Origin of the sequence: Pseudomonas sp. 2hn (assembly GCF_019646095.1) — a bacterium.
Taxonomy (GTDB): domain Bacteria; phylum Pseudomonadota; class Gammaproteobacteria; order Pseudomonadales; family Pseudomonadaceae; genus Aquipseudomonas; species Aquipseudomonas peradeniyensis.
In genome coordinates, this window is sequence record NZ_CP081016.1 from 1,574,328 (window position 1) to 1,596,817 (window position 22,490).

Annotated in this window: 19 protein-coding genes and 6 tRNA genes; 23 read left to right on the forward strand and 2 right to left on the reverse strand. The window is 63.8% G+C overall.

Going from position 1 to position 22,490, the window contains the following annotated elements; translation table 11 throughout:
- The first annotated feature begins 145 nt into the window (after window positions 1-145).
- From K2O50_RS07315 to mgtE, 21 genes are all read left to right on the forward strand, one after another.
- Complete coding sequence (locus tag K2O50_RS07315) at window positions 146-931, forward strand: ABC transporter substrate-binding protein (protein ID WP_050706738.1); 786 nt, start codon at window positions 146-148, stop codon at window positions 929-931.
- Window positions 932-1,022: 91 nt separating this feature from the next.
- Window positions 1,023-1,712, forward strand: coding sequence for an ABC transporter permease (locus K2O50_RS07320; RefSeq protein ID WP_028691070.1), 690 nt, complete (start codon window positions 1,023-1,025; stop codon window positions 1,710-1,712).
- Window positions 1,709-2,407, forward strand: a complete 699-nt coding sequence (locus K2O50_RS07325) for an ABC transporter permease (protein WP_050706737.1) — start codon at window positions 1,709-1,711, stop codon at window positions 2,405-2,407. Before K2O50_RS07320 ends, K2O50_RS07325 begins: the two co-directional genes overlap by 4 nt.
- Before the next feature lie 22 nt (window positions 2,408-2,429).
- Entirely contained in the window at window positions 2,430-3,194 is a 765-nt protein-coding gene (locus tag K2O50_RS07330) for an ABC transporter ATP-binding protein (protein ID WP_023630946.1), read from the forward strand.
- Window positions 3,195-3,297: 103 nt separating this feature from the next.
- On the forward strand, window positions 3,298-4,278 hold the full coding sequence (gene argR / locus K2O50_RS07335; RefSeq protein WP_050706736.1) for a transcriptional regulator ArgR: 981 nt from the start codon (window positions 3,298-3,300) through the stop codon (window positions 4,276-4,278).
- A gap of 340 nt (window positions 4,279-4,618) precedes the next feature.
- Entirely contained in the window at window positions 4,619-5,839 is a 1,221-nt protein-coding gene (locus K2O50_RS07340; protein WP_050706735.1) for an aspartate aminotransferase family protein, read from the forward strand.
- Between the two features lie 136 nt (window positions 5,840-5,975).
- Window positions 5,976-6,995, forward strand: coding sequence for an arginine/ornithine succinyltransferase subunit alpha (gene aruF, locus K2O50_RS07345; RefSeq protein ID WP_050706734.1), 1,020 nt, complete (start codon window positions 5,976-5,978; stop codon window positions 6,993-6,995).
- Window positions 6,996-7,050: 55 nt separating this feature from the next.
- Window positions 7,051-8,079 (forward strand): arginine N-succinyltransferase, encoded by a 1,029-nt coding sequence (astA, locus tag K2O50_RS07350; protein ID WP_050706733.1) that lies wholly within the window; start codon window positions 7,051-7,053, stop codon window positions 8,077-8,079.
- Entirely contained in the window at window positions 8,080-9,543 is a 1,464-nt protein-coding gene (gene astD, locus K2O50_RS07355) for a succinylglutamate-semialdehyde dehydrogenase (protein ID WP_050706732.1), read from the forward strand.
- A gap of 23 nt (window positions 9,544-9,566) precedes the next feature.
- Window positions 9,567-10,916, forward strand: coding sequence for an N-succinylarginine dihydrolase (gene astB / locus K2O50_RS07360; protein ID WP_050706731.1), 1,350 nt, complete (start codon window positions 9,567-9,569; stop codon window positions 10,914-10,916).
- 15 nt (window positions 10,917-10,931) lie between these two features.
- The gene (locus tag K2O50_RS07365) at window positions 10,932-11,222 is read left to right on the forward strand and encodes a hypothetical protein (protein WP_011534960.1); all 291 of its coding nucleotides are present in this window, start codon (window positions 10,932-10,934) and stop codon (window positions 11,220-11,222) included.
- Between the two features lie 10 nt (window positions 11,223-11,232).
- Complete coding sequence (astE, locus tag K2O50_RS07370; RefSeq protein ID WP_050706730.1) at window positions 11,233-12,240, forward strand: succinylglutamate desuccinylase; 1,008 nt, start codon at window positions 11,233-11,235, stop codon at window positions 12,238-12,240.
- A gap of 424 nt (window positions 12,241-12,664) precedes the next feature.
- Window positions 12,665-15,289 carry an alanine--tRNA ligase gene (gene alaS, locus K2O50_RS07375; protein ID WP_050706729.1) on the forward strand — a complete coding sequence of 875 codons (2,625 nt, stop codon included), beginning with the start codon at window positions 12,665-12,667 and terminating at the stop codon, window positions 15,287-15,289.
- A gap of 83 nt (window positions 15,290-15,372) precedes the next feature.
- The gene (locus K2O50_RS07380) at window positions 15,373-16,608 is read left to right on the forward strand and encodes an aspartate kinase (protein WP_028691060.1); all 1,236 of its coding nucleotides are present in this window, start codon (window positions 15,373-15,375) and stop codon (window positions 16,606-16,608) included.
- 168 nt (window positions 16,609-16,776) lie between these two features.
- A complete protein-coding gene (csrA, locus tag K2O50_RS07385; protein ID WP_003254503.1) occupies window positions 16,777-16,965 on the forward strand; it encodes a carbon storage regulator CsrA in 189 nt (62 codons plus the stop codon).
- Between the two features lie 72 nt (window positions 16,966-17,037).
- Window positions 17,038-17,128 (forward strand) — tRNA-Ser (locus K2O50_RS07390).
- Between the two features lie 48 nt (window positions 17,129-17,176).
- Window positions 17,177-17,253: transfer RNA gene (locus K2O50_RS07395), tRNA-Arg, on the forward strand.
- Window positions 17,254-17,323: 70 nt separating this feature from the next.
- Window positions 17,324-17,400: transfer RNA gene (locus K2O50_RS07400), tRNA-Arg, on the forward strand.
- A 72-nt stretch (window positions 17,401-17,472) separates the two neighbouring features.
- A tRNA-Arg gene (locus K2O50_RS07405) sits at window positions 17,473-17,549 on the forward strand.
- 72 nt (window positions 17,550-17,621) lie between these two features.
- Window positions 17,622-17,698: transfer RNA gene (locus tag K2O50_RS07410), tRNA-Arg, on the forward strand.
- Between the two features lie 398 nt (window positions 17,699-18,096).
- Window positions 18,097-19,539, forward strand: coding sequence for a magnesium transporter (gene mgtE / locus K2O50_RS07415; protein ID WP_050706728.1), 1,443 nt, complete (start codon window positions 18,097-18,099; stop codon window positions 19,537-19,539).
- Between the two features lie 229 nt (window positions 19,540-19,768).
- On the opposite strand, the gene K2O50_RS07420 is transcribed toward mgtE, so the two are convergent.
- A complete protein-coding gene (locus K2O50_RS07420) occupies window positions 19,769-20,095 on the reverse strand; it encodes an Arc family DNA-binding protein (RefSeq protein WP_003254499.1) in 327 nt (108 codons plus the stop codon).
- Between the two features lie 346 nt (window positions 20,096-20,441).
- Between K2O50_RS07420 and phnN the strand changes: the two genes are divergently transcribed.
- The gene (gene phnN, locus K2O50_RS07425) at window positions 20,442-21,065 is read left to right on the forward strand and encodes a phosphonate metabolism protein/1,5-bisphosphokinase (PRPP-forming) PhnN (RefSeq protein WP_050706727.1); all 624 of its coding nucleotides are present in this window, start codon (window positions 20,442-20,444) and stop codon (window positions 21,063-21,065) included.
- A gap of 74 nt (window positions 21,066-21,139) precedes the next feature.
- A tRNA-Arg gene (locus K2O50_RS07430) sits at window positions 21,140-21,216 on the forward strand.
- A gap of 27 nt (window positions 21,217-21,243) precedes the next feature.
- Here the strand turns inward: K2O50_RS07430 and K2O50_RS07435 are convergent.
- Complete coding sequence (locus K2O50_RS07435; RefSeq protein ID WP_050706726.1) at window positions 21,244-22,446, reverse strand: benzoate/H(+) symporter BenE family transporter; 1,203 nt, start codon at window positions 22,444-22,446, stop codon at window positions 21,244-21,246.
- Window positions 22,447-22,490: the final 44 nt, after the last annotated feature.

Here is a 22,490-nt window from a genome sequence, read left to right on the forward strand (position 1 = left end):
ACCACCGGGCTGTCGCTAGAATGCCACTCACTCGCTCGTGGTCTGCGACCTTGGTCGAAACCTGCGCGGCTCGCGCTGTACCCATTCGCATATCGGGCAGCCGTTACAACTGCCTTGTATTGCCCCGTACCGATGGAGTTACCTGATGAAGAAGCTCGCACTGCTTGGCGCCCTGGCGCTTTCCGTGTTTTCCCTGGTATCGCAGGCCGATGAGAAGCCGTTGAAGATCGGTATCGAGGCCGCCTACCCACCCTTCGCCTTCAAGCAGCCTGATGGCAGCCTCGCCGGCTTCGACTACGACATCGGCAACGCCCTGTGCGAACAGATGAAAGCCAAGTGCACCTGGGTCGAGCAGGAGTTCGACGGCCTGATCCCGGCGCTGAAAGTGCGCAAGATCGACGCCATCCTGTCGTCCATGTCGATCACTGATGATCGCAAGAAGTCGGTCGACTTCACCAAGCGCTACTACCTGACCCCGGCGCGCCTGGTCATGAAGGAAGGCACTGCCGTCAGCGACAGCCTGGCTGAGCTCAAGGGCAAGAAGATCGGCGTGCAGCGCGGCTCGATCCATGACCGCTTCGCCAAGGAAGTCCTGGCCCCGCAAGGCGCCACCGTCGTGCCTTACGGCACCCAGAACGAAATCTACCTGGACGTCGCCGCCGGTCGCCTTGACGGTACCGTGGCCGACGCCACCCTGCTCGAGGACGGCTTCCTGAAGACCGACGCCGGCAAGGGCTTCGCCTTCGTGGGTCCGGCCTTCACCGACACCAAGTACTTCGGTGACGGCGTCGGCATTGCCGTGCGCAAGGGCGATACCGCCAACGCCGAGCGCATCAACGCCGCCATCGACGCGATCCGTGCCAACGGCAAGTACAAAGAGATCGAGAAGAAGTACTTCAACTTCGACATCTACGGTCCAGACTCGAAGTAAGCCATCGAGTTTCACCTGTGCAATGGTGCAAACAGCAGAATCTCTGAGGTTTGCACCATTTTTCATTCCCAAGCCCTGAGGAATTCGAATCATGTTGAAAGGCTATGGGGCAGTCATCCTCGACGGAGCGTGGCTGACGCTGCAGCTCGCCCTGTCGTCGATGGCCCTGGCCATCGTCCTCGGCCTGATCGGCGTGGCGCTGCGCTTGTCGCCGGTGCGCTGGCTGGCCTGGCTGGGGGATCTGTATTCCACGGTGATCCGTGGCATCCCTGACCTGGTCCTGATCCTGCTGATCTTCTACGGCGGCCAGGACATCATCAACCGGGTGGCGCCGCTGCTCGGTTATGACGACTACATCGACCTGAACCCCCTGGTCGCCGGCATCGGCACCCTGGGCTTCATTTTCGGTGCCTACCTCTCGGAAACCTTCCGCGGCGCCTTCCTGGGCATTCCCAAGGGGCAGGCCGAGGCCGGCGCGGCCTATGGCATGAGCGGAGTCCAGGTGTTCTTCCGGATCATGGTGCCGCAAATGATCCGCCTGGCGATCCCGGGCTTCACCAACAACTGGCTGGTGCTGACCAAGGCGACCGCGCTGATTTCGGTGGTCGGCCTGCAGGACATGATGTTCAAGGCCAAGCAGGCGGCGGACGCCACCCGCGAACCCTTCACCTTCTTCCTCGCGGTGGCGGCGTTGTACCTGGTGCTGACCAGTGTCTCGCTGCTGGCGCTGAAGTATCTCGAGAAGCGCTACTCGGTGGGCGTCAAGGCGGCTGAACTATGATCTTCGACTACAACGTCATCTGGGAGGCCATGCCGCTTTACCTGGGCGGCCTGCTGACCACCCTCAAGCTGCTGGCGCTGTCGCTGCTGTTCGGCCTGCTGGCGGCTGTTCCGCTGGGCCTGATGCGCGTCTCCAAGCAGCCGCTGGTGAACATGAGCGCCTGGCTGTACACCTATGTGATCCGCGGCACGCCGATGCTGGTGCAGCTGTTCCTGATCTACTACGGCCTGGCCCAGTTCGAGGCGGTGCGCGAGAGCTTCCTGTGGCCGTGGCTGTCCAGCGCGACCTTCTGCGCTTGCCTGGCTTTTGCCATCAACACCAGCGCCTACACCGCCGAGATCATCGCCGGCAGCCTCAAGGCCACGCCCCACGGCGAGATCGAGGCGGCCAAGGCCATCGGCATGTCGCGCATGAAGATGTACCGCCGCATCCTCCTGCCATCGGCCCTGCGCCGGGCGCTGCCGCAGTACAGCAACGAAGTGATCATGATGCTGCAGACCACCAGCCTGGCGTCGATCGTCACCCTGATCGACATCACCGGTGCCGCGCGCACGGTCAATGCCCAGTACTACCTGCCTTTCGAGGCCTATATCACGGCGGGCGTGTTCTACCTGTGCCTGACCTTCATCCTCGTGCGCCTGTTCAAGATGGCCGAACGCCGCTGGCTCGGCTACCTGGCGCCGCGCAAGCACTGACCGCTCTGTGAGATCCGACAGCATGTACAAACTCCAAATCCAAGACCTGCACAAGCGCTACGGCAGCCATGAGGTGCTCAAGGGCGTCTCCCTCGAAGCCAAGGCAGGCGACGTGATCAGCATCATTGGCTCCAGCGGCTCGGGCAAATCGACCTTCCTGCGCTGCATCAACCTGCTGGAGCAGCCGCACGCGGGCAAGATCCTGCTCAACAACGAAGAGCTCAAGCTGGTGGCCGGCAAGGACGGCGCGCTCAAGGCCGCCGACCCGAAACAACTGCAGCGCATGCGCTCGCGGCTGTCGATGGTGTTCCAGCATTTCAACCTGTGGTCGCACATGACGGCGCTGGAGAACGTCATCGAGGCGCCGGTGCACGTGCTGGGCGTGAACAAGAAGGAAGCGCTGGAGAAGGCCGAGCACTACCTGGCCAAGGTTGGCGTGTCCCACCGCAAGGATGCCTTCCCTGGTCACATGTCCGGCGGCGAGCAGCAGCGCGTGGCCATCGCCCGCGCCCTGGCCATGGAGCCGGAGGTGATGCTGTTCGACGAGCCGACCTCGGCGCTCGACCCGGAGCTGGTGGGCGATGTGCTCAAGGTGATGCAGTCGCTGGCCCAGGAAGGTCGCACCATGGTCGTGGTCACTCATGAGATGGGCTTTGCCCGCGAGGTGTCCAACCAGCTGGTGTTCCTGCACAAGGGGTTGGTGGAGGAGCGCGGCTGTCCGCGCGAGGTGCTGGTCAATCCGCAGTCCGAGCGCCTCAAGCAGTTCCTTTCCGGCAGCCTGAAGTAATCGCTGCACATTTGCACCATAATGGGGCATGCTGCGCCATCCGCGCGGCATGCCCTGGCGCCACAAGCGCGAACCCTTCCTCCCAGGTTTCGGACCACGCCCTATGACCACCCAGCGAATCGGATTTCTCATCTGGCCAAGCACCAAACCGCTGACCCTGGCGTTGGCTGAAGAGGTGCTGCAGGTGGCCCAGCGGGTGCATCCGGACGTGGTCTACGAGCTGGCCTACCTGCAGGCCGAAGCCGTGCAGGAGGGCGCCTGGCGCCTGCCGGGCGAGGCCTGGAGCGGTCGTCTCGAGGGTTGCCACAAGCTGTTCCTGCTGGCCGACGAGCCTCCGGCGGCGATCGGATCGTCGCTGTCCGCCGCGCTCAAGCAGCTGGCGCGCAGCGGCTGCATGATCGGTGGCCTGTCCGCCGGTGTGTACCCGCTGGCGGCGCTGGGCCTGCTCGATGGCTACCGCGCCGCGGTGCACTGGCGTTGGCAGGACGATTTCGCCGAGCGCCACCCCAAGGTGATCGCCACCAGCCACCTGTTCGACTGGGACCGTGATCGCCTGACCGCCTGCGGCGGCATGGCGGTGACCGACCTGCTGCTGGCGGTGCTGGCGCGCGATCATGGCGCGGAGCTGGCGGGCGCGGTGTCGGAAGAGTTGGTGGTCGAGCGTATCCGTGAAGGGGGCGAGCGCCAGCGCATTCCGCTGCAGAATCGCCTGGGCTCCAGCCACCCCAAGCTCACCCAGGCAGTGCTGCTGATGGAGGCCAATATCGAGGAGCCGCTGACCACCGACGAGATCGCCCAGCATGTGTGCGTGTCCCGGCGCCAGCTGGAGCGGATCTTCAAGCAGTACCTCAATCGGGTGCCCAGCCAGTATTACCTGGAGCTGCGCCTGAACAAGGCGCGGCAGATGCTGATGCAGACCAGCAAGTCGATCATCCAGATCGGGCTGTCCTGCGGGTTTTCCTCGGGGCCGCATTTCTCCAGTGCGTACCGCAATTTCTTTGGCGCCACGCCGCGTGAAGACCGTAACCAGCGGCGCAATAGCAGCCCGTTCGAGCTGAGCTCGGCGCCGGCCGAGCGGGGCTGATTTCTCTATTGTCTGTGCCGGCCTCTTCGCGGGTAAACCCGCTCCCACAGGCAATCTGCTGTTTTCAGGTACGGTGCCATCCTGTGGGAGCGGGTTTACCCGCGAAGAGGCCGGTGCAGGCAACCTCTTTTTATATGTGAACGGTCGTTCACCCGATTCCTATCTCCCGTTACACTGCGCGATTGCGACACTGTTTGTCGCATTGCCGAAAACCCCGTGAAAACACGGTTTGGCGCTGTAACAAGTTGTCGCCTGGCAGCAAGGACAGGCGCCGATCAGTCCTTACAATCCCCTCATCGCTCGCCACTTCCAGGCCAGCGTTCCTCTTCAGGAGACTCAGATGTCCGTTGAGCAAGCCCCGGTGCAACGTGCCGATTTCGACCAGGTCATGGTTCCCAACTACTCCCCGGCGGCCTTCATTCCTGTACGAGGCGAGGGTTCCCGAGTCTGGGACCAGACCGGTCGCGAGCTGATCGACTTCGCCGGCGGCATCGCCGTGAACGCCTTGGGCCACTGCCACCCGGCGCTGGTCAAGGCGCTCACCGAGCAGGCCAACACCCTCTGGCACGTCTCCAACGTGTTCACCAACGAGCCGGCCCTGCGCCTGGCGCACAAGCTGGTGGACGCGACCTTCGCCGAGCGCGCGTTCTTCTGCAACTCCGGTGCCGAGTCCAACGAGGCCGCCTTCAAGCTGGCCCGTCGCGTCGCCCATGACCGTTTCGGCCCGGAGAAGCACGAGATCATCGCCACCGTGAACAGCTTCCACGGTCGCACCCTGTTCACCGTCAGTGTCGGTGGCCAGCCCAAGTACTCCGACGGCTTCGGGCCGAAGATCACCGGCATCAGCCATGTGCCGTACAACGACCTGGAAGCGCTGAAGGCGCAGATTTCCGACAAGACCTGCGCCGTGGTCATCGAGCCGATCCAGGGCGAGAGCGGCGTGGTCCCGGCCGACAAGGCCTATCTGGAAGGCGCGCGCAAGCTGTGCGACGAGCACAACGCCCTGCTGATCTTCGACGAAGTGCAGACCGGCGTCGGCCGTACCGGCTCGCTGTACGCCTACCAGCACTACGGCGTCACCCCGGACATCCTCACCAGCGCCAAGAGCCTGGGCGGCGGCTTCCCGATCGGCGCCATGCTGACCACCAGCGAGCTGGCCAAGCACCTGGCCGTCGGCACCCACGGCACCACCTACGGCGGCAACCCGCTGGCCTGCGCGGTCGCCTGCGCCGTGCTCGATGTGGTCAACACCCCGGAAACCCTGGCGGGCATCAAGGCCAAGCATGAGCGTTTCAAGACCCGCCTGGAGAAGATCGGCCAGGAAACCGGCCTGTTCACCCTGGTGCGCGGCGTCGGCCTGCTGATCGGCTGCGTGCTGAGCGAGGCCTGGAAAGGCAAGGCCAAGGACATCCTCAACGCCGCCGAGAAAGAAGGCGTGATGGTCCTGCAGGCAGGTCCCGACGTGGTCCGCTTCGCCCCGAGCCTGGTGGTCGAAGATGCCGACATCGACGAAGGCCTGGATCGTTTCGAACGCGCCGTGGCAAAACTGACCAAGGGCTGATCGCCCTTCGCCGGCCCCGAAAAGGGGCTGGCGATACCCGAATTCCAGTGCGGGCACCTGCTTGCAGGTGGTGGCGCGTGCCCGCCGTTTTTCCGTGCCGATGTGATCGGCCCGCTTTCCCGAAAGGAGTGACACCATGCTGGTGATGCGCCCCGCGCAAATGGCTGATCTGAACGAAGTGCAGCGCATGGCTGCCGACAGCCCCATTGGTGTCACCTCGCTGCCGGATGACGCCGGCCGCCTGGGCGACAAGATCGCCGCCTCGGAAACCTCCTTTGCCGCCGAGGTCAGCTTCAATGGCGAGGAGAGCTACTTCTTCGTGCTCGAGGACAGCGCCACCGGCAAGCTGGTCGGCTGCTCGGCCATCGTCGCCTCGGCCGGCTACTCCGAGCCGTTCTACAGCTTCCGCAACGAGACCTTCGTACACGCCTCCCGCGAGCTGAAGATCCACAACAAGATCCACGTCCTGTCGCTGTGCCACGACCTCACCGGCAACAGCCTGCTGACCAGTTTCTACGTGGTGCCGGAGCTGGTGAGCAGCGCCTTCGCCGAGCTCAACTCCCGGGGCCGCCTGCTGTTCATGGCCTCGCACCCCGAGCGCTTCGCCGACTCGGTGGTGACCGAGATCGTCGGCTACAGCGACGAGCAGGGCGAGTCGCCGTTCTGGGACGCCATCGGCCGCAACTTCTTCGACCTCAACTACGCCGACGCCGAGCGCCTGTGCGGCCTGAAGAGCCGCACCTTCCTCGCCGAACTGATGCCGCACTACCCGATCTATGTGCCGCTGCTGGCCGACGAAGCGCAGGAGGCCATGGGCCAGGTGCACCCGCGGGCGCAGATCACCTTCGACATCCTCATGCGCGAAGGCTTCGAGACCGAGCACTACATCGACATCTTCGACGGCGGCCCGACCCTGCACGCCCGCGCCTCGGGCATCCGCTCCATCGCCCAGAGCCGGGTGGTGCCGGTCAAGCTTGACGAGACGCCGGTCAAGGGCGGCCGTCCGTACCTGGTGTGCAACGGCCAGTTGCAGGATTACCGCGCCGTGCTGCTGGAGCTGGACTGGGTGCCGGGCAAGCCGGTCAGCCTGAGCGGCGAAGCCGCCGAGGCCCTGGGTGTCGGCGAAGGCGCCAGCGTGCGCCTGGTCGCGGTCTGAACCGCCGGAACAGAGAGTTTCGCGGCAGGCACAGACCGCCGCACAAGGAGATAGCATGATCGTTCGTCCTGTACGCAGCAGCGATTTACCCGCGCTGATCGAATTGGCCCGCAGCACCGGCACCACCGGGCTGACCACGCTGCCCGCCAACGAGGAGCGCCTCGGCCAGCGCGTCGGCTGGGCCGAGAAGAGCTTTCGCGGCGAAGCCGAGCGCGGCGACACCGACTACCTGTTCGTGCTGGAGAACGACGAAGGCCTGGTGGTCGGCATCAGCGCCATTGCCGGTGCCGTCGGCCTGCGCGAGCCCTGGTACAACTACCGGGTCGGCCTGACCGTCAGCGCCTCGCAGGAGCTGAACATCTACCGCGAGATCCCCACGCTGTTCCTGGCCAACGACCTGACCGGCAACTCCGAGCTGTGCTCGCTGTTCCTGCGCAGCGACTACCGCAGCGGTCTCAATGGCCGTCTGCTGTCCAAGGCGCGGATGCTGTTCATCGCCGAGTTCCCGCAGCTGTTCGGCAACAAGATCATCGCCGAGATGCGCGGCATGTCCGACGAGGCAGGCCGCTCGCCCTTCTGGGAGAGCCTGGGCCGGCACTTCTTCAAGATGGAGTTCAGCCAGGCCGACTACCTCACCGGCGTGGGCAACAAGTCGTTCATCGCCGAGCTGATGCCCAAGTTCCCGCTGTACACCTGCTTCCTCTCGGAAGCGGCGCGCAACGTCATCGGTCGCGTGCACACCGACACGGAACCGGCGCTGGCCATGCTCAAGCGCGAAGGCTTCAACTACCAGGGCTACGTTGACATCTTCGACGCCGGTCCCGCCATCGAGTGCGAGACCTCGAAGATCCGCGCCGTGCGTGACAGCGAGACCCTGGTACTGGCCGTCGGCACCCCGGGTGACGACGCCACCCCTTACATCATTCACAACCGCAAGCGCGAAGACTGCCGCATCACCGCCGCACCGGCGCGCCTGGCGGCAGGCACCCTGGTGGTCGATCCGCAGACCGCCAAGCGCCTGCGCCTGGGCGCCGGCGACAATGTCCGCGCCGTGCCGCTGTCCGCCGGTCGGGAGGCCCAGTAAATGAACACGCATTACATCGCAGGCCACTGGCTGGCCGGCCAGGGTGAAACCCTGCAGTCGCTCAACCCCGTCACCCAGGCGGTGATCTGGCAAGGGCAGGGCGCCGACGCCGCCCAGGTCGAAGCCGCCGTGCAGGCCGCCCGCCAGGCGTTCCCGGCCTGGGCATCGCTGAGCCTGGAAGCGCGTATCAGCGTGCTGGAGGCCTTCGCCGACAAGCTCAAGGCCAAGGCCGAGGCGCTGTCGCGCTGCATCGGTGAAGAAACCGGCAAGCCCCTGTGGGAGTCGGCCACCGAAGTGACCAGCATGGTCAACAAGGTCGCCATCTCGGTGCAGAGCTACCGCGAGCGCACCGGCGAGAAGAGCGGCCCGCTGGCCGACGCCACCGCCGTGCTGCGGCACAAGCCCCATGGCGTGGTGGCGGTGTTCGGCCCGTACAACTTCCCCGGCCACCTGCCCAACGGCCATATCGTTCCAGCGCTGCTGGCCGGCAACTGCGTGGTGTTCAAGCCCAGTGAGCTGACCCCCAAGGTCGCCGAGCTGACGGTGCAGTGCTGGATCGAGGCCGGCTTGCCGGCCGGCGTGCTCAACCTGGTCCAGGGCGCCCGCGAAACCGGCGTGGCGCTGGCCGCCAACCCGGGTATCGACGGTTTGTTCTTCACCGGTTCCAGTCGCACCGGCAACCTGCTGCACCAGCAGTTCGCCGGCCGCCCGGACAAGATTCTCGCCCTGGAAATGGGTGGCAATAACCCACTGGTTGTCGATGAGGTCAAGGACCTGGACGCCGCGGTGTACACCATCATCCAGTCGGCGTTCATCTCCGCCGGCCAGCGCTGCACCTGCGCCCGCCGCCTGCTGGTGCCGCAGGGTGCCTGGGGTGACGCGCTGATCCAGCGCCTGGTCGAGGTGAGCCGCGGTATCAGTGTCGGTGCCTTCGACCAGCAACCCGCGCCGTTCATGGGCTCGGTGATTTCGCTGCAGGCGGCCCGCGCGCTGTTGGCGGCTCAGGCCGAACTGCTCGGCAAGGGCGCCGTGGCGCTGCTGGAGATGACCCAGCCGCAGGCCAACGCGGCCTTGCTCACGCCTGGCATCATCGATGTCAGTGCCGTGGCCGGGCGCCCGGACGAAGAGTTCTTCGGCCCGTTGCTGCAGGTGATCCGCTACGCCGACTTCGACGCGGCGATCGAGGAGGCCAACAACACCCAGTACGGCCTGGCCGCCGGCCTGCTGTCGGACTCCAACGCCCGCTACCAGCACTTCTGGCTGCGCAGCCGCGCCGGCATCGTCAACTGGAACAAGCAGCTGACCGGCGCCGCCAGCAGCGCGCCGTTCGGTGGCGTCGGCGCCAGCGGCAACCACCGCGCCAGCGCCTACTACGCGGCGGACTACTGCGCGTACCCCGTGGCTTCGCTGGAGACCGCGAGCCTTGCACTGCCGGCGACCCTGACGCCGGGCGTTACCCTATAACAACAGGTCTCGGAGCCTTGCCGATGAAATCCTTTGAAGTGAATTTTGATGGCCTGGTGGGGCCGACCCACAACTACGGCGGTCTGTCCTACGGCAACGTGGCCTCGCAGAGCAACAGCCAGCAGGGTTCCAACCCGCGCGAGGCGGCGCGTCAGGGCCTGGCGAAGATGAAGGCGCTGACGGAGATGGGCTTCAAGCAGGGCGTGCTGGCCCCGCAGGAGCGTCCGGACGTGGCGGCCTTGCGCCGCCTGGGCTTCACCGGCAGCGACGGCGAAGTGATCCAGCGCGCCGCGAAGGAAGCCATGCCGCTGCTGGTCGCCAGCTGCTCGGCCTCGAGCATGTGGGTGGCCAACGCCGCCACCGTCAGCCCCAGCGCCGACACTGCCGATGGTCGCGTGCACTTCACTGCCGCCAACCTCAACTGCAAGTACCACCGCAGCATCGAGCACCCGACCACCAGCCGTGTGTTGGGCGCCATGTTCAGCGATGACAAGGTCTTCGCCCACCACGAGGCGCTGCCGGCGGTTGCCCAGTTCGGTGACGAGGGCGCGGCCAACCACACTCGCTTCTGCCGCGCCTATGGCGATGCCGGCGTCGAGTTCTTCGTCTATGGCCGAAGCGCCTTCGACAGCCGCTATCCCGCGCCGCAGAAGTATCCGGCGCGCCAGACCCTGGAAGCCTCCCAGGCCGTCGCTCGCCTGCACGGGCTGAGCGACGATGGCGTGGTCTACGCTCAACAGAATCCGGCAGTGATCGACCAGGGCGTGTTCCACAACGACGTGATCTCGGTGGGCAACGGCGAGGTGCTGTTCTACCACGAGGACGCGTTCCTCGAGACCGACACGGTGCTTGGCCAGCTGCAGGCTAAACTGGCCAGCAAGGGCGGCAACTTCCAGGGCATCTGCGTGCCGCGCGCGGCGGTGACGGTGGAGGACGCGGTGCGTTCCTACCTGTTCAACAGTCAGCTGCTCAGCCGCGAGGACGGTTCGATGCTGCTGGTGGTGCCGGAAGAGTGCCGCCACAACGAGCGCGTCTGGGCCTACCTGAACCAGCTGACCGGCCAGGGCGGCCCGGTCAAGGAGGTCAAGGTGTTCGACCTCAAGCAGAGCATGCAGAACGGTGGCGGCCCGGCTTGCCTGCGTCTGCGCGTGGCGTTGAAGGAAAACGAACTGGCGGCGGTCAATCCAGGCGTTATCATGACCGCCTCGCTGTACGACACCCTGGTGCAGTGGGTCGACAAGCACTACCGCGATCGCCTCGGCGAAGCGGACCTGGCCGACCCGCAGTTGCTGGTGGAATGCCGCACGGCCCTGGATGAACTGACCCAGATCCTCAAGCTGGGCTCGGTATATCCGTTCCAACGCCAACCTTGATAGAGAGAAATTGCAATGTCCGACGCCCTGCGCCTGATCCTGGAAGATGAAGACGGCACCCAGCTGGAAACCTCCTGCACCCGTTTTGCCGTGGTCTGGCAAGGCAAGGAAGTGTGGATCCAGCAGGACGGCCGCGGCCAGCTGCTGATCGGCGTCGATGTCGAGGAAGACGACACCGAGTACGCCAACCTGCTGCTGCGCCCGATGGCCACCAACCTGGTCAGCCTGCAACTGGAAATGGAACCGGCCGACGTCGCCGGTGACGACGACCACGTCCACGGCCCGGACTGCGGCCACCACCACTAAGGAAGCGCCTATGCTCGCCCTCGGCAAACTGCTTGAGCTGACCCTGACCGATCACGAACCGGCCGAGAAGACCCAAGTGACCACCCGGGGCGTGCGTTTGCGCTGGTTGGGGGAGGGCGCACTGGAAGTGCGTCCCCCCGAAGGTGAGGATTGCGGGCTCGACCTGCTGTTGTCGGCCGGTATCCATGGCAACGAGACGGCGCCGATCGAGCTGCTTGAAAGGCTGCTGCACGGTGTTGCTAACGGCAAGATCAAGCCGCGTGCGCGGGTGCTGTTCCTGTTTGGCAACCCGGCGGCGATCCGCAAGGGCGAGCGTTTCATCGAGCAGGACATCAACCGCCTGTTCAATGGCCGCCACGAACTCTCCAGTGGTTTCGAGGCGCTGCGCGCCGCCGAGCTCGAACAGTTCGCCCGGGTGTTCTTCAGCAAGCCCGAGCGCACCCGCCTGCATTACGACCTGCATACCGCCATTCGTGGGTCCAAGATCGAGCAGTTCGCGCTGTATCCCTACAAGGAAGGTCGCCGGCACTCGCGCCGTGAGCTGGCCCGTCTGGCCGCGGCCGGCATGGAGGCGGTCCTGCTGCAGAGCAAGTCGTCGATCACCTTCAGCGCGTTCACCTATGAGCAGCTCGATGCCGAGGCCTTCACCCTGGAGCTCGGCAAGGCCCGGCCGTTCGGGCAGAACGAAGAGGTCAACCTCGACCGGCTAGAGGAGCGCCTGATCCAGCTCATCGAGGATACCGAGCCGCAAACCGAACAGTCCCTGGATGGCCTCAAGCTGTTCAGCGTCGCCCGCGAGATCATCAAGCACAGCGACAGCTTCCGCTTGCACCTGCCGGCGGATATCGAGAACTTCTCCGAGCTGAAGAAGGGTGACCTACTGGCCGAAGACCTGGCCGAGACGCGCTGGGTGGTGGAGGAGGAGGGCGCGCGGATCATCTTCCCCAACCCCAAGGTGAAGAACGGGCTGCGCGCCGGCATCCTGATCGTGCCCGACTCGGGCCAGCGGCTGGCTTAAGCCTTGCGCGATCCCTGTAGGAGCGGCCTTGCGTCGCGAAAGGGCTGCGCAGCAGCCACGGGGATCTCAGCTGCGAAGCTGATATTGCTGGGGTCGCTTTGCGACCCTTTCGCGGCACAAGGCCGCTCCTACAGGCGTGTTGTGCACTAGGCCGGTTTTGGATCCCTTCGGTGATGAAATTCTTTTAATTCACCAACCTGTTAATTTTCCCCACCCCGGGACCGTAATTGGCTTGCCAGTAGCGAAACGCTGGCTTTAGCATCGCGGTCATGCCGTTTTCAATTGCTGTAGTCCGACAAACCGTCCATTCGACGGTTTCTATCGCATAAACACACTGCACCGAGACTGCAGGACCGATATAATGCGGCCCTTTGCCGTCGTTTCGTCGATTCGACGTGTGGCCGCCGTTTCCGTGGAAGAACCTATGAAAAGCGCAGAAATCCGTGAAGCCTTCCTCCGCTTCTTCGAAGAGCAGGGACATACTCGCGTTGCCTCCAGCTCCCTGATCCCGGGCAATGACCCGACCCTGCTGTTCACCAACGCCGGCATGAACCAGTTCAAGGACTGCTTCCTCGGCCAGGAAAAGCGCGCCTATACCCGCGCCGTGAGCAGCCAGAAGTGCGTACGCGCCGGTGGCAAGCACAACGACCTGGAAAACGTCGGCTACACCGCCCGTCACCACACCTTCTTCGAGATGCTGGGCAACTTCAGCTTCGGCGACTATTTCAAGCGCGATGCCATCACCTTCGCCTGGACCTTCCTGACTTCGGACAAGTGGCTGAACCTGCCGAAGGAAAAGCTGTGGGTCACCGTCTACGCCAGCGACGACGAAGCCTACGACATCTGGACCAAGGAAGTCGGCGTGCCGGCCGAGCGCATGGTGCGCATCGGTGACAACAAGGGCGCCCCGTACGCCTCTGACAACTTCTGGACCATGGGTGACACCGGCCCGTGCGGCCCGTGCACCGAGATCTTCTACGACCACGGCGCCGACATCTGGGGCGGCCCACCCGGCTCGCCGGAAGAAGACGGCGACCGCTACATCGAGATCTGGAACAACGTCTTCATGCAGTTCAACCGCACCGCTGACGGCGTCCTGCACCCGCTGCCGGCGCCGTCGGTGGACACCGGCATGGGCCTGGAGCGCATCAGTGCGGTGATGCAGCACGTGCACTCGAACTACGAGATCGACCTGTTCCAGAGCCTGCTGGCTGCTGCCGCCCAAGCCATCGGTTGCGCCAATGACGACCAGCCGTCTCTGAAAGTGGTTGCCGACCACATCCGTTCCTGCGGCTTCCTGATCGCCGACGGCGTGCTGCCGTCCAACGAAGGCCGTGGCTACGTGCTGCGCCGCATCATTCGTCGCGCCTGCCGCCACGGCAACAAGCTGGGCGCCAAGGGCAGCTTCTTCCACAAGATCGTCGCCGCGCTGGTGGCCGAGATGGGCGAAGCCTTCCCTGAGCTCAAGGGCCAGCAGGCGCACATCGAGCGCGTGCTCAAGACCGAGGAAGAGCAGTTCGCCAAGACCCTCGAGCAGGGCCTGCGCATCCTCGAGCAGGACCTCGCCCAACTGCAGGGCCAGGTCGTGCCGGGCGACGTGGTGTTCAAGCTGTACGACACCTACGGCTTCCCCATGGACCTGACCGCCGACATCGCCCGTGAGCGCGAGCTGACCATCGACGAAGCCGGCTTCGAGCGCGAGATGGAGGCCCAGCGCGAGCGCGCCCGCTCCGCCAGCGCCTTCGGCATGGACTACAACAGCCTGGTCAAGGTCGACACCGCCACCGACTTCCTCGGCTATGACGCCACCGAAGGCCAGGGCAAGGTCATCGCCCTGTACAAGGACGGCCAGTCGGTTGAGCAACTGGCAGAAGGCGAGGAGGGCGTTGTTGTCCTCGATCGCACCCCGTTCTACGCCGAGTCCGGTGGCCAGGTCGGTGACTCCGGCTACCTGCAGGCCGGCGCCGTGCGCTTCGACGTGCGCGACACCACCAAGACCGGCGGTGCCTTCCTGCATCACGGCGTGGTCGCCAGCGGCGCGCTGACCGTCGGCGCCACGGTTGACGCCCGCGTCGATGCCGAGGTGCAGCACGCCACCTCGCTGAACCACTCCGCCACCCACCTGCTGCACGAAGCGCTGCGTCAGGTGCTGGGCGAGCACGTGCAGCAGAAGGGCTCGCTGGTCGACAGCCAGCGCCTGCGTTTCGACTTCAGCCACTTCGAGGCGGTCAAGCCTGAGCAGATCAAGGCCCTGGAAGACATCGTCAACCGCGAAGTGCGCCGCAACACCGAGGTACAGACCGAGCTGACCGACATCGAGACCGCCAAGGCCAAGGGTGCAATGGCGCTGTTCGGTGAGAAGTATGGCGACACCGTGCGCGTGCTGAGCATGGGCGGTGACTTCTCCGTCGAGCTGTGCGGTGGCATCCACGCCAAGCGCACCGGCGACATCAGTCTGTTCAAGATCATCAGCGAAGGCGGCGTGGCCTCTGGCGTGCGCCGTATCGAAGCGATCACCGGCGCCGCCGCGCTGGCCTACCTGAACACTGCCGAAGAGCAGGTCAAGGAAGCCGCGCAGCTGGTCAAGGGCAATCGCGACAACCTGATCGACAAGCTGTCGGCTGTGCTCGAGCGCAACCGCCAGCTGGAAAAGCAGCTCGAGCAGCTGCAGGCCAAGGCCGCCAGCGCCGCCGGGGATGATCTCTCCAATGCGGCTGTTGAGGTCAAGGGTGCCAAGGTCCTCGCCGCCCGCCTGGATGGGCAGGACGGCAAGGCGCTGCTGGCGCTCGTCGATCAACTGAAGAACAAGCTCGGCCACGCAGTGATCCTGCTGGGCAGCGAGCATGAGGGCAAGGTCGTGCTGGTGGCTGGCGTGACCAAGGACCTCTCCAGCCAACTCAAGGCTGGCGACCTGATGAAACAAGCTGCTGCGGCGGTCGGTGGCAAGGGCGGCGGTCGCCCTGACATGGCCCAGGGCGGTGGCGTCGACGTCGCCGCGCTGGACCAGGCGCTGGCCCTGGCCGTGCCGTTCGCCGAGCAGGGACTTTGAGATGGTGGGGGCGCCGGTCTAGTCGGCGTCCCCGCCATGTTGGATTGTTTTTTGGGGCCCTTGAGGGCTGAGGCACCTTTGAAATGGCGTTGATCGTACAGAAATTTGGCGGTACCTCTGTCGGTTCCATCGAGCGGATCGAGCAGGTTGCCGACAAGGTCAAGAAATTCCGCGAGCAAGGCACCGACCTGGTGGTTGTGCTGTCGGCGATGAGCGGTGAAACCAATCGCCTGATCGACCTGGCGAAGCAGATCACCGACAAGCCCGAACCCCGCGAGCTGGACGTGATCGTCTCGACCGGCGAGCAGGTCACCATCGCCTTGCTGTCCATGGCCCTGATGAAGCGCGGCGTGCCGGCGGTGTCCTACACCGGCAACCAGGTGCGCATCCTCACCGACAGCGCGCACAACAAGGCGCGCATCCTGCAGATCGACGACCAGAAGATCCGCGCCGACCTCAAGGCCGGCCGGGTCGTGGTGGTCGCAGGTTTCCAGGGCGTCGACGAGCACGGCAACATCACCACCCTCGGCCGTGGCGGCTCCGACACCACCGGCGTGGCCCTGGCGGCGGCGCTGAAGGCCGACGAGTGCCAGATCTACACCGATGTCGATGGCGTCTACACCACCGACCCGCGTGTCGTGCCCCAGGCCCAGCGCCTGGAGAAGATCACCTTCGAGGAGATGCTGGAAATGGCCAGCCTCGGCTCCAAGGTGCTGCAGATTCGCTCGGTGGAGTTCGCCGGCAAGTACAACGTCCCGCTGCGCGTGCTGCACAGCTTCAAGGAGGGTCCGGGTACCCTCATTACCATCGATGAAGAGGAATCCATGGAACAGCCGATCATTTCCGGTATCGCCTTCAACCGTGATGAGGCCAAGCTGACCATTCGTGGCGTCCCGGATACCCCGGGCGTCGCCTTCAAGATCCTCGGCCCGATCAGCGCGGCCAACATCGAAGTCGACATGATCGTGCAGAACGTCTCGCACGATAACACCACCGACTTCACCTTCACCGTGCACCGCAACGAGTACGAGAAGGCGTTGAGCGTGCTGGAAAACACTGCACGCGAAATCGGCGCGCGTGAAGTGATCGGCGACACCAAGATCGCCAAGGTGTCGATCGTCGGCGTCGGCATGCGCTCCCATGCGGGCGTTGCCAGCCGCATGTTCGAGGCCCTGGCCAAGGAGAGCATCAACATCCAGATGATCTCCACCTCCGAGATCAAGGTCTCGGTGGTGATCGAAGAGAAATACCTTGAGCTGGCCGTACGCGCGCTGCACACCGCGTTCGAGCTCGACGCGCCTGCCCGACAGGGTGAGTGACACGCTGCCTGGAGGGGCGCGGCTTGCCGCGCCCTTCGCGTTTCTGGTCGCTGCGGCTGTCCCTGTCCAGGCAGCCGTGGCGGTCGATCCGGGCCAGTGCCGTCGTCCCCGACCAAGGCCCTGCTTTTAAAGACTGTTGTCCCTGAAGATTCATGTGAGGAGAAAACTATGCTGATTCTGACTCGTCGGTGCGCCGAGAGCCTGATCATTGGTGACGGTGAGATCACCGTGACGGTCCTGGGTGTCAAAGGCAACCAGGTGCGTATTGGCGTTAGCGCGCCCAAGGAAGTGGCTGTTCACCGCGAGGAAATCTACCTGCGGATCAAGAAAGAGAAGGACGAGGAGCCAAGCCTTTAATTTTTTTGAAGTTTTTTTCAAAAAAAGGGTTGCAAACGAGGAAGGGTGTGTTTAATATTCGCCTCGTGTTGCGGTGAGGTGGCCGAGTGGCCGAAGGCGCTCCCCTGCTAAGGGAGTATACCTCATAAGGGTATCGGGGGTTCGAATCCCCCCTTCACCGCCATTATTTGCCTGGAGCGCTTCAAGCGATCCGAATGGCACAGCAAGACACGGACTCATAGCTCAGCTGGATAGAGTACTCGGCTACGAACCGAGCGGTCGGAGGTTCGAATCCTCCTGAGTCCGCCACTTTTGAAGTGGCTTTGCCTGCAAGGCTGCTTCAAACCACCAGTGGTAATCTGGTCTAAAACTACCCCACGGACTCATAGCTCAGCTGGATAGAGTACTCGGCTACGAACCGAGCGGTCGCAGGTTCGAATCCTGCTGAGTCCGCCACTTTTGAAGTGGCTTTGCTTGCAAAGACGCTTCAACAAGCCAGTGGTAATCTGGCCTAAAACTACCAACCACGGACTCATAGCTCAGCTGGATAGAGTACTCGGCTACGAACCGAGCGGTCGCAGGTTCGAATCCTGCTGAGTCCGCCACTTTTTGAAGTGGCTCTGCTTGCAAAGACGCTTCAACAAGCCAGTGGTAATCTGGCCTAAAACTACCACTACGGACTCATAGCTCAGCTGGATAGAGTACTCGGCTACGAACCGAGCGGTCGCAGGTTCGAATCCTGCTGAGTCCGCCATACATCAAGAAGCCCGCTCATTAGAGCGGGCTTTTTGTTTTTCTGGCGCGCTGAATTGTCACGGATGTCCATCTACGCTGTTCTGTAGAGGCTCCCGAAAGGAATCGGCGCTGCGAATCGAACCGGCACACGAGCAATGTGCTTTTCACGCCATAGCGACCGTCGCACTGATGGCTTCGAGCGTTGTCACAGCTTTAGCGCGCAAACGATTGTTCTGGCCAAAAATTTAAGCGATCCGACAGCTTACACAGTGTATGATTGCGCCCGTCAGCCCCGCCGGGGCTTGTGGAATCCCACCATGGACTTACCCAGTAGTTACTCGCTAACACGCTTCATACAGCCAGATCTGACCGATTGATTCTCCCGGCGTGCTCCGCTGCTGGGAGTGGAGTTCGCCTATGACCGAAATCGAAGTAAAGAAAGCCCAAGACAGCCTGCAGGATCGCCTGGCCCAGGTGATCGAACTGCTGCAGCGCCAGCGGGTGGTCGAGGACCTGACGCACCGTCAGGAAGGTCACCACCATGACCTGGTGGAAAACCTCGTCCACCGCCAGAACCTTGTCGAACTGCAGCGCAAGCTCGACGACCTGCACCCCGCCGACATCGCCTATATCCTCGAAGCCTTGCCGCTGGACGACCGCCTGACGGTCTGGCAGCTGGTGCGCTCGGATCGCGACGGCGACATCCTGCTCGAAGTCTCTGACGCCGTGCGCCAGACCCTGATCGCCGACATGGACGATCACGAACTGCTGGCTGCCGCCAAGGAGATGGACGCCGACGAACTCGCCGACCTGGCACCGGAGCTGCCCCGCGACGTCGTCCACGAGCTCATGGAAAGCCTTGATGCCCAGCAGCGCGAGCGTGTGCGCTCGGCCCTGAGCTATGACGAAGAGCAAGTCGGCGCGCTGATGGACTTCGAGATGGTCACCATCCGCGAAGACGTCAGCCTCGAGGTGGTATTGCGCTACCTGCGCCGGCTCAAGGAGCTGCCAGGGCACACCGACAAGCTGTTCGTCGTCGATTACGATGGCATTCTCAAGGGTGTGCTGCCGATCAAGCGGTTGCTGGTCAACGACCCGGACAAGAAAGTCGCGGAGGTCATGGCCAATGACCCGGTGACCTTCCACCCCGAGGAAGATGCCTACGACGCCGCCCTGGCCTTCGAGCGCTACGACCTGGTCTCCGCCCCCGTGGTGGACAAGAACGAGCGTCTGATCGGCCGTCTGACCATCGATGAAATGGTCGACCTGATTCGTGAAGAGAGCGAGAGCGAAGTGCTCAACATGGCCGGTCTGCGCGAGGAGGAAGACATCTTCGCCTCGGTCTGGCGCTCGCTGCGCAACCGTTGGGCTTGGCTGGCCATCAACCTGATCACCGCATTCGTCGCCTCGCGGGTGATCGGCCTGTTCGAAGGCTCCATCGAGAAGCTGGTGGCGCTGGCGGCGCTGATGCCGATCGTGGCGGGTATCGGCGGCAACTCGGGTAACCAGACCATCACCATGATCGTGCGCGCCATGGCCCTCGACCAGGTGTCGCCGGGCAATACCAGCCGCCTGATGCGCAAGGAACTGGCGGTGTCGCTGCTCAATGGCCTGATCTGGGGAGGCGTGATCGGTGTCGTGGCGTTCTGGCTCTATGGCAGCTGGTCGCTGGGCCTGGTAATGACCGCGGCGATGACCCTGAACCTGTTGCTGGCCGCCTTGATGGGCGTGCTGATCCCGATGACGCTGACGCGCCTGGGGCGTGATCCGGCGATGGGGTCGAGTGTGATGATTACGGCGGTCACCGACAGTGGCGGCTTCTTTATTTTCCTCGGCCTGGCTACGCTGTTCCTGCTGTAAGCGTTTTCAGGCCATGCGCAATCCCCTGTAGGAGCGGCCTTGCGCCGCGAAAGGGCCGCATGGCGGCCCCATGATTTCAGCGTTGATGCAAAGATCGCCGGGGCCGCTATGCGGCCCTTTCGCGGCACAAGGCCGCTCCTACAGTAGGGGGGTGCGTGACTCCGCAACCGGATGCAAAAAAAAGCCAGCTTGCGCTGGCTTTTTTGTGTGCGGCTGTCGCTAGCCTGGATCAGGACGCGTCGGCGGCCATTTCCACATCGTGAGCGATGAGGGCGACCAGCGCATTCTGCTGGCGGTGGGACAGCTGGCGGAAGCGCTGCAGCAGTTCACGTTCGTGGAGGCTGAGCTCTGGGCTGTCCAGGCGCATGCTCAGTTCATCACCCAAGGCACCTTCCTGGATAAGGCTCTGCTCCAGGCGGGCGATGATTTCGGAGTTCATGCTGCGGTGATGGTTTCGCGCTACTTCGGCAATGCGCTCACGCATCCCGTCTGGCAGGCGGACGACGAACTTGTCAGCGGTGCGGCTCGAATAGATAGCCTGTTTCATTGGGCGCATATAAATTGACCGGTTGTTCTGGTTCAGGGGGAGCGGTTCGCAAATTGGCCGCACGGTGGAAGTACGACCGCGGCGACGACAAAATGTTCAACCGTGATGTGATTTTGGTTCTTCATCTTGCCTCAGGGTCGCCGTTTCCTTGGCGTCAATTCTGTGACAAATAGTGATCTCGATAAAGGCTTTTTGCCAGTACCAATTATCAGAAATGAGCACTGGTTTGAAAAGTTTCACATTCATCGAATTGCACCGGCGTCAGACAAATGCCGTCAAAATCTGGTAAAAGACGGTAAAGGCCTGGGGAAAATCCTGGAATGCGCTGGTTTCCCATACATTGAGCATAGTGGCTATGCAATATGACGCAAGCGGTGGGGCGGCCTCAAGGGGGCGCCTGATATTCCTCATGGGACCGTCGGGATCGGGAAAAGATTCCCTGATCGATGCGGCGCGTGAGCGATTGTTCGCCCAGGGCGTCGAAATCGCCCGGCGGGTCATCACGCGCTCGGCCGAGGCCAAGGGCGAAGCCGCGCTCGGAGTGAGCGTCGATCGCTTCGAGGCGATGCGCGAGGCGGGGGCGTTTTCCCTGGACTGGCAGGCGAATGGTCTGAGCTATGGCATCCCCGCACAGTTGGGCGCGTGGCTCGCCGCAGGCCAGTCGGTGCTGGTCAATGGTTCGCGTGCCTACCTGGCCAACGCCCGGCAGCGCTATCCCGACCTGGTGGCCGTGGGGCTGACGGTTTCCCAGCAAGCGCTACGGCAGCGATTGCTGGCCAGGGGGCGGGAGAGCAATGAAGAGATCGAGCAGCGCCTGGCCCGCAACTTGAGGTTGCAGGCCTATGATCCCGGCGTGCATGTCGTGGACAACTCCGGTTCGCTGGCCAGCGCGGTCGAGGCGTTGCTCGCGCTGTTGCGCAGCGAAGGCGTGATCGCCGACGCGGCGGGGAAAAAGCCGACGTGCAAATTGCCCGATTGATACATGACAAATGCCCACACGCTGGTTAACATGCTCGCCGTCCCCGCCGCACAGCGTCTGTTGTCGGCTTCTGTGTCTCAGTAGCTCAATTGGATAGAGCATCCCCCTCCTAAGGGGAAGGTTGGCAGTTCGAACCTGCCCTGGGACGCCATTTCCCCCCCATTTCCCTTGTCCTCGTTCAACGAACCTGAACGCTTGCCTGCGGCTGTCGCGTCGTGCGGCTGTAGCTCAGGGCGAAGTGTGCCGCCAGCCCGAAGATCAGACCCCAGAACGCGGCGCCAAGGCCGAGCAGGCTCATCCCCGATGCGGTGACCAGGAAGGTGATCAGCGCCGGCTCCCGCTGTTTTTCGTCACTCATGGCGCCCGTCAGGCCGTTGGCAATGGCACCGAACAGTGCCAGGCCGGCGAGGGCGGCGATCAGTTCCCTCGGCAGGGCGGCGAACACCGAGGCCAGCGTGGCGCCGAAGCTGCCCATCAGCAGGTAGAAGGCGCCGCAGGCCATGCCGGCGATGTAGCGCTTGTCAGGGTTCTCGTGGGCCTCGCGGCCAGTGCAGATGGCGGCGGTGATCGCCGCCAGGTTGACGCCGTGGCAGCCGAAAGGTGCCAGTAGCAGCGAACCCAGGGCGGTGACCGAGACGATCGGGCGTGCCGGCACCTGGTAGCCGGAGGTGCGCAGTACGGCGATACCGGGCACCGACTGGCCGGTGAGCGATACCAGGGCCAGGGGCAGGCCGATATTGACGATGGCCTGCCAGCTCCACTGCGGGCTGGTCCAGGTCGGGACGGTCATTTCCAGCACCAGGGCCTGGGTGTCCAGCTGGCCCAGGCCGGTGGCGAGGCCGCAACCGACGATCAGCACCGAAAGAATCGCGTAGCGCGGCGACAAGCGCTTGAACAGCAGGTAGCTCGCCAACATCGACAGTACCAGCACGGGCTGCAGGCGGATCGAGCTGAACAGTTCGGCGCCGAAGCGGAACAGGATGCCGGCCAGCATCGCCGCGGCAATGGCCTTGGGCAGGCGATTCATCAGCTTGTCGAAGGCGCCGCTCAGGGCGATCACGGCAATCAGCAGCGAGGCGACGATGTACGCGCCCACCGCCTGCGCCAATGACACACTCGGTAGCATCGACACCAGCAGCGCCGCGCCGGGCGTGGACCAGGCGGTGATCACCGGCACCCGCAGTTTCCAGCTCAGCAGCAAGCCGGTCAGGCCGCTGCCGATGGAGATGGCCCAGATCCAAGAGGCGGTCGTGGCGTTACCCAGGCCTGCCTGGTCGGCGGCCTGGAACACGATGATCAAGGGGCCTGCGTAGGAGATGATCACGGCGATCAGGCCGGCGACCAGGGCGGAGAGGGAAAAATCCTTTCTGAGGTTGTCCATGGCGAGTCCAGGTGAGTTGATTGATTCGATTGAGTCGATTCAAA